The following is a 12,325-nucleotide window of genomic DNA, read 5'->3' on the forward strand; positions in this document are numbered from 1 at the left end:
TGCCCCCGGCAGGCACTTGTTAGGTTGGAACCGGCCCGGCCACCGGTTTGCGAGGAGGGCGAACGGCGGCGAGGAGGGACGGTGCGCGACGATCGCTTGGATCTGCGACCCCGCGGAACATCATCCGGCGGGACGGCGTTGCACCGGACGCAACCAGCCCAGACGCTGGTGACGATCTCGCGGCACGCCTCGGCCGAGGCGGCGACGCCCGGCGCATCCAACCTGAAGCGGTGCACCGCGGGGGATAGCATCGACCGTCCGGGGACACCCATCCGCTCCGAGGGTGGCGTCTCCCCCACGACGTGGGAGTTGTAGCTCATGTTCGAACGGTTCACCGACCGGGCCCGCCGGGTGGTGGTCCTCGCCCAGGAAGAGGCGAGGATGCTCAACCACAACTACATCGGGACCGAGCACATCCTGCTGGGCCTCATCCACGAGGGCGAGGGCGTCGCGGCCAAGGCGCTCGAGTCGATGAACATCTCCCTGCAGGCCGTCCGCGAGCAGGTGCAGGACATCATCGGGCGCGGCCAGACCGCCCCGTCCGGGCACATCCCGTTCACGCCGCGTGCGAAGAAGGTCCTGGAGCTCAGCCTGCGTGAGGCCTTGCAGCTCGGCCACAACTACATCGGGACCGAGCACATCCTGCTGGGCCTGATCCGCGAAGGCGAGGGCGTCGCGGCGCAGGTGCTGCAGAAGCTGGGCGCCGACCTCAACCGTGTCCGCCAGCAGGTCATCCAGCTGCTGTCGGGCTACGCCGGTGGCGAGCCGGGCAAGGCCGGCGCCGGTGTCGGGGAGGCCAGCGGCGGCTCGCCCCAGGGATCGACGATCCTGGACCAGTTCGGTCGCAACCTCACCCAGGCGGCCCGCGAGGGCAAGCTCGACCCGGTGATCGGCCGCGAACGCGAGATCGAGCGCGTCATGCAGGTCCTGTCGCGGCGGACCAAGAACAACCCCGTCCTGATCGGAGAACCCGGGGTCGGCAAGACCGCGATCGTCGAGGGCCTCGCCCAGCGGGTCGTGTCCGGTGACGTCCCCGAGACCCTGCGCGACAAGCACCTGTACACCCTCGATCTGGGTGCGCTGGTGGCCGGGTCGCGGTACCGCGGCGACTTCGAGGAGCGCCTGAAGAAGGTCCTGAAGGAGATCACCACCCGCGGCGACATCATCCTGTTCATCGACGAGCTGCACACGCTGGTCGGGGCGGGCGCCGCGGAAGGCGCGATCGACGCGGCTTCCATCCTGAAGCCGATGCTGGCTCGCGGTGAGATCCAGACCGTCGGCGCGACCACGCTCGACGAGTACCGCAAGCACCTGGAGAAGGACGCTGCGCTGGAGCGTCGCTTCCAGCCGGTGAAGGTCGACGAGCCGGGTCTGACGCACACCATCGAGATCCTCAAGGGGCTGCGGGACCGTTACGAGGCGCACCACCGCGTGACCATCACCGACGATGCGCTGGTCGCCGCGGCGAACCTCGCCGACCGCTACATCTCCGACCGGTTCCTCCCCGACAAGGCGATCGACCTGATCGACGAGGCGGGATCGCGGCTGCGGATCCGTTCGCTGACCGCGCCCCCCGATCTCAAGGACCTCGACGGCAAGATCGACGAGGCCCGCAAAGCCAAGGAGTCCTCGATCGACGCCCAGGACTTCGAGCGCGCGGCGGCTCTGCGCGACGAGGAGAAGAAGCTGATCGAGCAGCGCCAGGCCCGGGAGAAGGAGTGGCGCTCGGAGGGCATGGACACCGTCCTCACCGTCGACGAGGAGACGATCGCCGAGGTCCTGTCCAACTGGACCGGGATCCCGGTGTTCAAGCTGACCGAGGAGGAGACCGCCAAGCTGCTGCGCATGGAGGACGAGCTGCACAAGCGGATCGTCGGCCAGGAACAGGCGGTCACGGCGGTGTCGCGTTCGATCCGCCGGACGCGCTCGGGCCTGAAGGACCCAAAGCGCCCGTCCGGGTCGTTCATCTTCCTCGGCCCCTCCGGTGTGGGGAAGACCGAGCTGGCCAAGACGCTGGCCGAGTTCCTGTTCGGGGATGAGGGCGCGCTCATCCACCTCGACATGTCCGAGTACATGGAAAAGCACACCGTGAGCCGTCTGATCGGCTCCCCGCCCGGCTACGTCGGGTACGAGGAGGGCGGTCAGCTCACCGAAGCCGTCCGGCGTCGCCCGTTCAGCGTGGTGCTGTTCGATGAGGTCGAGAAGGCCCACCCCGACGTGTTCAACACGCTGCTGCAGATCCTGGAGGACGGTCGCCTGACCGACGCCCAGGGGCACACGGTGGACTTCAAGAACACCATCCTGATCATGACGTCCAACCTCGGGACCCGTGACATCGGCGCCCCGGCGGTCGGCTTCGCCGCCAAGACCGACGAGCGCTCGCTGTACGACAAGATGAAGGCCAAGGTCGACGACGAGCTCAAGCGCCACTTCCGGCCGGAGTTCCTCAACCGGATCGATGAGGTCATCGTCTTCCACCAGCTCACCAAGGAAGAGGTGAAGAACATCGTGGACCTGATGGTCCGCCGCGTGAAGGAGCAGCTCACCAGCCGCCAGCTCGATCTGGAGCTGACCGACCAGCTCAAGGGCTGGCTCGCCGAGAAGGGGTACGACCCGCAGCTGGGTGCCCGCCCGCTCCGCCGCACCATCCAGCGGGAGGTGGAGGACCGCCTCTCCGAGGCGCTGCTCCACGGTGACTACCACGCCGGGCAGCTGATCATCGCCGACGTGGAGGACGACGAGGTCGTCTTCCGGGCCGTCGACTCGCCCGAGGCACCCGACGTGCCCCCGGTCGAGCTGGCTGCCACCGGCGGCGACGACGAGGACAAGGCCGAGTAGGTCACCGCCACGACGACGAGCGTGAGCCCCGCCCCGCCGGCGGGGCTCACGCCTTGTCACAACCGCGGCCGCGGCATGGTTCGCGTGGCCGGGCAGGACCCGGTCATCTCCCCCCCGCCCGCCGGCTCCGCCGGCGACCCCAGAGGGCGCTGTCGTGTCACAACGTGAACTGGTGGTGCTCGGCACGGCCAGCCAGGTCCCGACCCGCGACCGCAACCACAACGGCTACCTGCTGCGGTGGGACGGTGAGGGGCTGCTGTTCGACCCGGGAGAGGGCACGCAGCGCCAGTTCACGTTGGCCGGGGTCGCGCCGACGTCGGTGACCCGCATCTGTCTCACCCACCTCCACGGCGACCACTGCCTGGGGCTTCCCGGGATGCTGCAGCGCCTGTCGCTGGACCGCGTGCCGCACCCGGTCGACCTGTACTTCCCCGCGAGCGCAGCAGCGCACGTCGAACGGCTCCGCCGCGCCGCGATGTTCGAGGAAGCGATCGAGGTGCGTCCGCATCCCTGCCGGGAGGGCGCGGTGGCGACCGCCCCGCCGTTCGACCTCGTCGCCCGCCGCCTCGAGCACCGTGTGGACACGCTGGGGTGGCGGGTGGAGGAACCACCCGGCCGACGCATGCTGCCCGACCGACTCGAGGCGGCGGGTGTGCGCGGCCCGGACATCGGACGCCTGCAGCGCGAGGGGACGATCGAAGCCGGCGGGCGCCGCGTGACCGTCGAGGAGGTCAGCGAGCCGCGCCCCGGACAGCGCTTCGCGTTCGTGATGGACACGGCGCTGTGCGAGGCAGCGTTCGAGCTGGCCGCCGAGGCGGACCTGCTGGTCTGTGAGGCGACGTTCCTGTCACGCGACCAGGAGCTGGCCCGCCGCTACGGACACCTCACCGCCGCGCAGGCCGCCCGCATCGCCGCCGAGGCCGGCGCCCGCCGGCTGGTGCTGACCCATTTCTCGCAGCGGTACGCCGACGCGGACGCGTTCCACGCCGAGGCCGCACCGATCTTCCCCGACGTCGTCGTCGCGCGCGACCTCGACCGCGTCGCCGTGCCGCCCCGGCGGTGAGCGGACCGTCGTTCGTCGACGCCGTGTTGGAGTGGGGACGGCGCACTCGACGCGACCTGCCGTGGCGGCGCACCCGCGACCCGTGGGCGGTGCTGGTGGCCGAGACGATGCTGCAGCAGACCGGCGTCGCCCGGGTCGTGCCGCGCTACGTGGCCTTCCTCGAGGCGGTCCCCACCGCCGCAGCGTGCGCCGCTGCCTCGCCGGCCCGGATCGTGCGGTGCTGGGACGGCCTGGGGTACAACCGACGGGCCGTGCTGCTGCACCGGGCGGCGACCGCGATCGTCGCCGACCACGACGGGCGCGTCCCCGACGACCTGGACGCGTTGCTGGCGCTACCGGGGGTGGGACCCTACACAGCCCGCGCGGTGCTGGCCTTCGCCTTCGAACGCGACCACGGGGTCGTCGACACCAACGCCGCGCGGGTCGTGGCCCGCGCCGTCGCGGGTGAGCCGCTCGACCGCCGGCGGGTGCAGGCCATCGCCGACGCGTTGGTCCCCCCCGGACGGGCGTGGGAGTGGAACCAGTCCGTGCTCGACCTGGGGGCGACCGTGTGCACCCGGCGGGCGCCCCGCTGTGGCCGGTGCCCGACGATCGACCAGTGCGCCTGGGCAGCGACCGGGTGGGCGGCGCCTGACCCCGCCGACGGCAGTGCCGGGTCCAGCGTCCGCCAACCACCGTTCGGCGGGTCCGACCGTCAGGGCCGGGGACGGCTGGTTGCGGCGCTGCGTGGCGGCCCGCTGCCGCTCGAGCACGTCGCGGACGCTGCCGGCTGGCCCCACCACCCCGACCGGGCCCGGCGGATCTGCGATCGCCTGGTCGCCGACGGGCTCGCCGAGGTCACCGACGGGATGCTGGCGCTGCCGTCCTGACGCCGGGCCCGCCGCCGCGTCGCACCCGGCTCGTACGGTCGCGGCGCTGACGTGGCACCGTGGGAGCGAGGCAGTTGTGGTCAAGGTCCGGTCGGTTTCGCGCTGCTGTGAGTGTGGGCACGCCGAGCCGCGGTGGGTGGGGCGGTGCCCGACCTGCGGGGCGTGGGGGTCGATGTCCGAGGAGCAGCCGGTCGTCGCGCCCACAGCGCACACGCCGGTGGGGGCGGCGAACGCCGCAGCCGCGTCGGCGGCGCCGATCGCCCACGTCCCGCTGGGCGAGGTCGGAAGGATCTCGACCGGGCTCGCCGAGTTCGACCGGGTCCTCGGTGGCGGGTTGGTCCCCGGCGTCGCGGCGCTGCTCGGCGGCGAGCCGGGCATCGGCAAGTCCACCCTGCTGTTGCAGGCCGCCCAGCGCATCGCCCGCGCCGAGCGCACCGTCCTGTACATCTCGGGAGAGGAGTCCACCGGCCAGGTCCGCCTCCGCGCTGAACGGCTCGGTGCGCTCGCTCCCACGCTCCTGGTGGCGTCCGACGCGTCGCTTCCGGCGGTTGCCGCGCTCGTCGACCGTCACCGCCCCGATGTGCTGGTGCTCGACTCGCTGCAGACCCTGTCGAACCCGGCGTTGCCATCGGCGCCCGGTTCGATCGCGCAAGTCCGCGAGTGCGCCGCGGCGATCGTGCGTCTGGCGAAGCGGACGGGCACGGCGACCGTGCTGGTCGGTCACGTCACCAAGGACGGTGAGCTGGCCGGCCCGCGCGTCCTGCAGCACCTCGTCGACGTGGTGTGCGCGTTCGAAGGCGAGCGGATCCACGCGCTGCGCCTGCTGCGCGGGGTGAAGAACCGCTTCGGGGCGGCGGGCGAGGTCGGCTGCTTCGAGATGGGCAGCGACGGCCTGCGTGAGGTCCCCGACCCGTCGAAGCTGTTCCTGAGCGGGCACGACGGCGACCCGTCCGGCGTCGCTGTCACGGTTGCGGTGGAGGGTCCGCGCCCACTGACGGTCGAGGTCCAGGCCCTGGTCGTCCGCTCGACGGTGAGCGTCCCGCGCCGGCAGGCCAGCGGGATCGACGCCGCCCGGCTGCCGCTGCTGTGCGCCGTCCTGCAGCGACGCGCCGCGGTCGATCTCGCCGGGCACGACCTGTTCGCCAGCGCTGTCGGTGGCGTGCGGCTGCGCGAGCCCGCCGTCGACCTCGCGGTCTGCCTGGCGGTCGCGTCGTCGCGGCTCGACCGGCCGGTCCCGCGTTCGCTCGTCGCGGTCGGCGAGGTCGGTCTGGCCGGTGAGATCCGCCCCGCTCCCCAGCTGGCCCGTCGCCTGGGTGAGGCCGCCCGCCTCGGGTTCGGTCACGCCGTCGTCGCCTCGGGGTACGACGGGCCGGACCACGGCCTGACGCTGCACCGCGTCGGTGGGTTGAGCTCCGCGTTGGCGGTCGGGCTGGGGCGCGCCCGTTGACGCGATCGCAGTTGGCCGCGACGTCGTCGTCGGGTCCCGACGGTCCGCGTCGGCGATGTCGACGTGCGCGTGGTCGCTCGCGTCGTTGTGCGTGGTGGTCAGAAGGGCACGGGCGGGCCGCCCCGAGGATCGCCGCGGGGCTCGCTGGGCGCGCGATTCCGGGCACCGGGGTCGGTTCCGTGCGGCGGGTGACCAGGTGAGCCGGGCACGACCTGATCGACCCGGTCTCGGTGGCGGTGCCCGTCGCGGTGGATGGCCTCGGCGAGGTCGTCGAGATCCCACCCGGGCCGTCGCCGGCGACGGCCGGCCTCGGACCGGGGTGGGCGCCGCCGGTCGCGGGCGGGCTCGAGAGGGGTGCCGCGCGGCAGCGACCGGAAGCTTCGCCCCTCGCGGCTCACGGCGAACTCGGCGGTGTCGGAATCCAGGCGGGTCTTCCATCCGTGGTCGTGGATGGTGGTGTGCGACCGCTGGGACAGCCCGGCCAGGTTCAGCCCGTGGTGGTCACCGCCGCGGCGGCGCTCCCGCAGGTGGTGCAGGTGATCGATGGTCAGCGGCGAGCCGGGGAACCGGTCGCCGCGGTCGCGCACGCGCACGGCCAGGCGGGTGGCGGCAGGGATGTGCTCGGCGTGGAGCTTGCGGGACACGGCCAGGGGTTCGGCACCGTCGTAGATGACCGCGCGGATGTCGGCGTCCTTGGCGATGATCTCGGCCAGCGCGGCCGACACCGTGGGCATGCGACCGGCCAGGCCGGTCTCCAGCCAGCCCGCGACGGTCTCGGTCACCCGTGAGATGTCCAGGCTGACCACCATCGATGGGCGGGCTGGCCGCCCCGGCGAGCCGCCCATCCACTCGGTCAGGATTCGGCGCAGCCCGTCGAAGCGGGCTCGGCCCAGGCTCATCCGCCGGTCGGCACCCGCCTCGTCGCGGCCGTCGCCGTCGCCGTCCCCATCCTCGCCGGCGTCGTCGCCGTCGCCGTTGGTGTGGTCAGTGTCATGGTCGTCGCCGGCGTGGTCGTGGAGGTCGGACAGGTCGGTGGCGCGTCGCAGGGCGTTCGTGATCACGGCGGTGTCGGCCGGTGCGGCGTGACCCCAGAAGTCGGCGCTGCCGTCCAGGCAGCCCTGGATGGCCAGGAAGCTGGCGGTCTGCTGGCGCCGTTCACGCTGGCGCACGCTGGCGGCGGCCAGGGTCTCGTCCAGCGCCCGGTCGACCGCCCACAGCAGATCGTCTGGGGCGTAGCCGTCGATCCCACCGAAGCGGCGCACGCTGGCGTCGATGCGTTCGTCCAGCCACGCCCGCTGTTCGCGGTCCAGACGCTTGGCGCGTTGGGTGATGGTGCGCACCTGCCCCCACGACACCTTGCCCTCCCGGAACAGTCCCGCCAGCACCGGCATGTGGCCCAGCACATCCGAGGCGGTCAGCAGCGTGCTGAGATCCGAACCGATCAGCCGGCAGGTGTTGGCCAGCCACCACTCCAGGGGCATGCCCTCGACCTTCTCACACACCCCTGAGGCCGCCACCTTCGACGCCAACGACACCGCCGTCGCGATCGCACGCTCCGAGGCGCGGACCGCCTGCGTCAACGCCGCCAGATCACCCGTGGCCTCATCCAGGTCGTGGCGGCCGTGACCGTGCGCGGCGTCGTGGTGCTCGACACGACCGCCCTCGGCACCACCGACGTGACGTCCGTCGGCGCGCTCCATGTGCGCGTCGCCGGCCCGGTCCGTGCGGTCGTTCCTTGTGTCGTCCATGGTCGTCTCGTCCATGGTCGTCTTCTCCATGGTCGTCTTCTCCATGGTCTCATCCATGCCCACGAACGTACGTTCGGGGTGTGACATCCGCCCGCCCGACCCACTCGACGCTGGGGAAAACCGGAGACCGCGTCCGCGCAGCCTCCGGCTCTCCGGCCGGTCAGCGCCCACAACCCGGTACAGTCCGGCCGTCTTGACCGAGGTCGGCCGCTTCCGAACGTGAACGCATCGGGGACAGCATGCGTCGCATCCTGACGCTGACGCTGACGCTCGCCGTCGTGGCGTCCGGCCTCGTCCTGCCGACCACGCTCGCGGAGGCCGTGACGCGACCACGGACGCTGTACCACGAGCACCCGGTCACCTCCGCGCCGGTCGAGCCCGGGTTCCCCATCGACGACCTCGGTGTGGTGTTCGACCTGCCGGAGGGCGCCGACGCCGATCACGACCACGGTCCCGGCGACGTGCACGAGGGCGTCGCCGGGCTCGCGGCGCGTTTCCGCAACGGTGGGTGTGGGGTCCGTGGACGCCGATGACCGAGGACGGCGCGCAGGCGCCGGGACAGTGGACGGCAGCGCTCGTCTCCGGTGACGACGCCGAGGCCTACCAGATCAGGGGCCTACCGGCGTTCGCGCGCGCCGCCCGCGCCGCGGCGCTGAACACCACGGACGGCCCTCCGGAGGTCGTCGGACGTCGCCCGGCGGCGTCCGCCGACGCCGTGACGACGTGCAAGTCGCGGGCCGACTGGTCGGCGGACGAGAGCCTGCGCACGAGCGACCGCAGCTACGCCCCGGTTCAGGTGCTGACGGTCCACCACACCGCGACGCAGAACGACGACCCGGACCCGGATGCGCGCGTCCGCGCGATCTACACCTACCACGTGCGCACGAACGGGTGGGACGACATCGGCTACCAGGCGCTGATCTCCGAGGACGGGACCGTCTACGAGGGACGCTGGTCGGGCAGTGACAGCCCCTCGTGTCTCGACGCGGGCGGCACCGGGTGGGAGTTCGGGCACCGCACGACGGCGAGCACCTCCGAGATCGTGACGGGCGCCCACACCGGCGGCTACAACACCGGCAACTTCGGTGTCGCGCTGCTCGGCACGCTCACGGACGTCCCTGCGAAGGCAGCTGCCCGTGAGGCCCTCGTCGAGTACCTCGCCGAGCTGTCGGGGCGCCACGGCCTGGACCCTGAGGGAACGGTCGACTACGACAACGGGGTGAACCGCCGGACCGTGAAGACGATCTCCGGACACCGTGACTTCACGGCGACCGAGTGCCCGGGAGGCGTCTTCTACGACGACCTACCGGCGGTCAGGACGGACGTCGCCAGCCGCCTGTCGGGCTCGACGCCGGCGACGTCCACCGTGGCCGATGACGTCGCCGCGGCGGAGTCGACGGTCAGCGCGACCGTGACCGGCTCGTACCTCGACACCCATGCCGCCGGGGGCGCCGTCGAGGCGCTCACGGAGGTCGAGTCCGGTGGCAAGCCGTCGACACGCACGTCGCTGCTCGAGCACGCTTGGGACGTGAGCGTGACCGGCGGCGACACGGTGACCTTCTCCGTCGGCGCCTCCGCGACCTCGTCCGCCGAGGACTTCGCGTTCGCGTACTCCACCGACGGAGGAGCGACGTACTGGCCCCTGGTGACCGTGGCCGCTGGCACCGGCGGTGTCTCGACCGCCGCCATGCCGGCCGGCACCCGCGGGGCCGTGAAGGTCCGGGTGACCGACGCCGATCGGGCGGCGGGCAACCAGAGCCTCGACACGATCGACGTCGACCACCTCTTCATCCGGTCCGACTCCACGGTGGTCAGCGATCCTCCCCCGGCGCCCGACACGGTGACGGCATCGTCGACGGGTGCGACGACCGCCCGGGTCACGTGGACGGACGTCACCACGGAGGCCGGATACGAGGTCCAGCGGACGAGCGAGTCGGCGACCGCACCCGACGGGAGCTGGACGTCGGTCGCATCGGTCGCTGCGGACAGCACCGCGTACGACGACGGTGGGCTGCGGTCGTCGACGGCCTACTGGTACCGGGTCCGGGCCGTGAACCGCGCCGGCGCGTCGGCCTGGACGGTGTCGGACGGCGTGACGACCGCCGCCGCCGTGAGCATCGAGCTCGGCGCGAGCGGCTGGAAGACGAAGGGCGAGCACCGCGTCGACCTGTCGTGGACCGGTGCGACCGCCGTCTCCGTCCACCGCGACGATGTCCACGTCGCCGACGTCGACGGCTCGTCGTTCACGGACGTGATCGCGGCGAAGGGCAGCGCGACGTACACGCACTGGGTGTGCCTGCGCAGCGACCCGACCGTCTGCTCGAACCGGGTCACGACGACGTTCTGACGCGCGGCCCGGTCGGAGGATCTCGAGCGCGGCTTCGCATCTCCGCGGGGCGGTGCCGAACGGGCCTTACCGGTCGGTTGGTACGCTCCGCCCCGCGGCGACCGAGAGGACGAGCGTGCAGCCCCACCGGCGCGACGAGCAGTACCGCGCCGTGCTCGCCAAGCTGTCCCCGGGGACCGTGCTGCGCGAGGCCGTCCAACGGGTCATCGCTGGTCACCGCGGGGCGCTGATCGTCATCGGGATGAACTCGCAGGTCGAGCCGGTGATCTCCGGTGGCTTCGACGTGGACATCAACTGCACCGCGCAGCGCCTGTCCGAGCTGGCGAAGATGGACGGGGCGATCATCCTCTCCGACGACGGGGAGCGGATCCTGCGTGCCAACGTCCACCTGGTCCCCAACCCGTCGATCAGCACCGACGAGACCGGCACGCGCCACCGCACGGCCGAGCGCGTCGCCAGGCAGTGCAAGGTCCCGGTGATCTCGGTCAGCGAGTCGATGCGGATCGTGACCCTGTACATCAACAGCGGGAAGATCGTCCTGGAGGACGTTTCGTCGCTGCTGGTCCGGGCGAACCAGGCCCTGGCGACGCTGGAGCGGTACCGGGTTCGACTCGACGAGGGTTCCGCCTCGCTGTCAGCGCTCGAGATCGAGGACAACGTCACAGTCCGCGATGTCGTACAGGTCCTGCAGCGTGCCGAGATGGTGGTCCGCATCGCCGAGGAGATCGAGGACTACGTCGTCGAGCTCGGCAGCGAAGGTCGGCTGATCCAGCTGCAACTCGACGAACTGATGTCCCAGGTGCAAGACGAGCGCGCCCTGGTCGTGCAGGACTACCTGGCCGACCGGCGCCGCAAGCTCGAGACCGTCCTCGATGAGCTGTCTTCGCTGTCCACCGAGGAGCTCCTCGAGCTGGAACGGATCGCCAAGGCACTGGCCTACGACCCGGACGAGGTGGATCAGGCGGTGGCGCCCCGCGGCTACCGGCTGCTGACCAAGATTCCGCGGGTTCCCGACCCGGTGATCGAGAAGCTCGTCAAGCGCTTCACCAACCTGCAGGGCGTCATGGCCGCGAGCCTGGAGGACCTCGACGACGTCGAAGGAGTCGGTGCGGCACGGGCCCGGTCGATCAAGGACGGGCTGGCGCGCTTGGCCGAATCAACGCTTCTCGAACGCTACGTGTGATCCCGTTGACCCAGTGCAGCTGTTGAGGGGCTCCTGGGGCCTGTGATAGCCTGGAACGACACATCCCCGAGATCGAAGGCCCGAACCCGGTCGCGACGCCGATGGGCCGAGCTAGCCGTGACAGGGCCATGACGCATCCTCGATGTGCCCAGAGCCACCGCGGCGACGCGAGCCCAGGCCCGCGTGCCGCAGCCACGTCTAGCAAGGAGTTCCCATGGTCTTCGCCGTCGGCGACACCGTCGTCTACCCCCACCACGGCGCCGCGATCATCGAGAAGGTGGAGACCCGCGAACTGAGAGGCGAGAAGCGCGAGTACTTCGTTCTCCGCCTGACCTACGGCGACCTGACCGTCATGGTCCCTCAGGACTCGGTCGAGGAGTGCGGTGTCCGCGACGTGGTGACCAAGAAGGAGGTCGAGAAGGTCCTCGACATCCTGCGCCAGCCCGAAGGCAAGCAGGCGGGCAACTGGTCGCGGCGGTTCAAGGCCAACTACGAAAAGCTCCGCTCGGGCGACATCTACCAGGTCGCCGAGGTCCTCCGTAACCTGTGCACACGGGAGAAGGACAAGGGCCTGTCAGCGGGAGAGAAGCGCATGCTGACCAAGGCCAAGCAGATCCTGCTGTCCGAGCTCGCCGTCGCGATCAAGAAGGACGAGGAGAAGGCCGAGGAGCTGGTCAACAAGACCCTCGCCGAGGCGCAGGGCTGACCCGACCGGGACCATCACCTCACGGCAGTACCCTTACGGCCATGCGGACGCGCGAGGCCGGCGACCGAACCGACGACTCGGGTTCCACTCCGCCCGCACCGGCTGATCCCCGTCCCCCTCGGCC

General features: G+C 71.4%; 9 protein-coding genes. 8 read left to right on the forward strand and 1 reads right to left on the reverse strand.

The genetic code is table 11. The annotated features are described in order from the left end of the window. The first annotated feature begins 318 nt into the window (after positions 1–318). From KY462_08390 to radA, 4 genes are all read left to right on the forward strand, one after another. Positions 319–2,838, forward strand: a complete 2,520-nt coding sequence (locus tag KY462_08390) for an ATP-dependent Clp protease ATP-binding subunit (GenBank protein MBW3577740.1) — start codon at positions 319–321, stop codon at positions 2,836–2,838. A gap of 154 nt (positions 2,839–2,992) precedes the next feature. Beyond that, positions 2,993–3,901 (forward strand): ribonuclease Z, encoded by a 909-nt coding sequence (locus KY462_08395; GenBank protein ID MBW3577741.1) that lies wholly within the window; start codon positions 2,993–2,995, stop codon positions 3,899–3,901. A gap of 107 nt (positions 3,902–4,008) precedes the next feature. After that, the gene (locus KY462_08400) at positions 4,009–4,770 is read left to right on the forward strand and encodes an A/G-specific adenine glycosylase (protein MBW3577742.1); all 762 of its coding nucleotides are present in this window, start codon (positions 4,009–4,011) and stop codon (positions 4,768–4,770) included. A gap of 76 nt (positions 4,771–4,846) precedes the next feature. After that, positions 4,847–6,217, forward strand: a complete 1,371-nt coding sequence (radA, locus tag KY462_08405) for a DNA repair protein RadA (GenBank protein ID MBW3577743.1) — start codon at positions 4,847–4,849, stop codon at positions 6,215–6,217. A 98-nt stretch (positions 6,218–6,315) separates the two neighbouring features. Here the strand turns inward: radA and KY462_08410 are convergent, their stop codons facing one another. Beyond that, positions 6,316–8,010, reverse strand: coding sequence for a 13E12 repeat family protein (locus KY462_08410; GenBank protein MBW3577744.1), 1,695 nt, complete (start codon positions 8,008–8,010; stop codon positions 6,316–6,318). A 194-nt stretch (positions 8,011–8,204) separates the two neighbouring features. Between KY462_08410 and KY462_08415 the strand changes: the two genes are divergently transcribed. The 4 genes from KY462_08415 (at position 8,205) to KY462_08430 (ending at position 12,201) form a co-directional block, all read left to right on the forward strand. Then, positions 8,205–8,498: a hypothetical protein gene (locus KY462_08415; GenBank protein ID MBW3577745.1), complete on the forward strand. Its 294-nt coding sequence runs from the start codon at positions 8,205–8,207 to the stop codon at positions 8,496–8,498. Further along, positions 8,495–10,312 (forward strand): N-acetylmuramoyl-L-alanine amidase, encoded by a 1,818-nt coding sequence (locus KY462_08420; GenBank protein MBW3577746.1) that lies wholly within the window; start codon positions 8,495–8,497, stop codon positions 10,310–10,312. The genes KY462_08415 and KY462_08420 overlap by 4 nt, the downstream gene beginning before the upstream one ends. A 52-nt stretch (positions 10,313–10,364) precedes the next feature. Next, positions 10,365–11,495, forward strand: coding sequence for a DNA integrity scanning diadenylate cyclase DisA (disA, locus tag KY462_08425; GenBank protein ID MBW3577747.1), 1,131 nt, complete (start codon positions 10,365–10,367; stop codon positions 11,493–11,495). A 214-nt stretch (positions 11,496–11,709) separates the two neighbouring features. Further along, a complete protein-coding gene (locus KY462_08430; protein ID MBW3577748.1) occupies positions 11,710–12,201 on the forward strand; it encodes a CarD family transcriptional regulator in 492 nt (163 codons plus the stop codon). Positions 12,202–12,325: the final 124 nt, after the last annotated feature.

Source organism: Actinomycetota bacterium (assembly GCA_019347675.1).
Lineage (GTDB): Bacteria > Actinomycetota > Nitriliruptoria > Nitriliruptorales > JAHWKO01 > JAHWKW01.

Coding starts and splice junctions, on each gene's coding strand:
- KY462_08390 (MBW3577740.1), top strand. CDS start 319: ATGTTCGAACGGTTCACCGACCGGGCCCGCCGGGTGGTGGTCCTCGCC.
- KY462_08400 (MBW3577742.1), top strand. CDS start 4,009: ATGCTGCAGCAGACCGGCGTCGCCCGGGTCGTGCCGCGCTACGTGGCC.
- KY462_08410 (MBW3577744.1), bottom strand. CDS start 8,010: ATGGAGAAGACGACCATGGAGAAGACGACCATGGACGAGACGACCATG.
- KY462_08415 (MBW3577745.1), top strand. CDS start 8,205: ATGCGTCGCATCCTGACGCTGACGCTGACGCTCGCCGTCGTGGCGTCC.
- KY462_08420 (MBW3577746.1), top strand. CDS start 8,495: ATGACCGAGGACGGCGCGCAGGCGCCGGGACAGTGGACGGCAGCGCTC.
- KY462_08430 (MBW3577748.1), top strand. CDS start 11,710: ATGGTCTTCGCCGTCGGCGACACCGTCGTCTACCCCCACCACGGCGCC.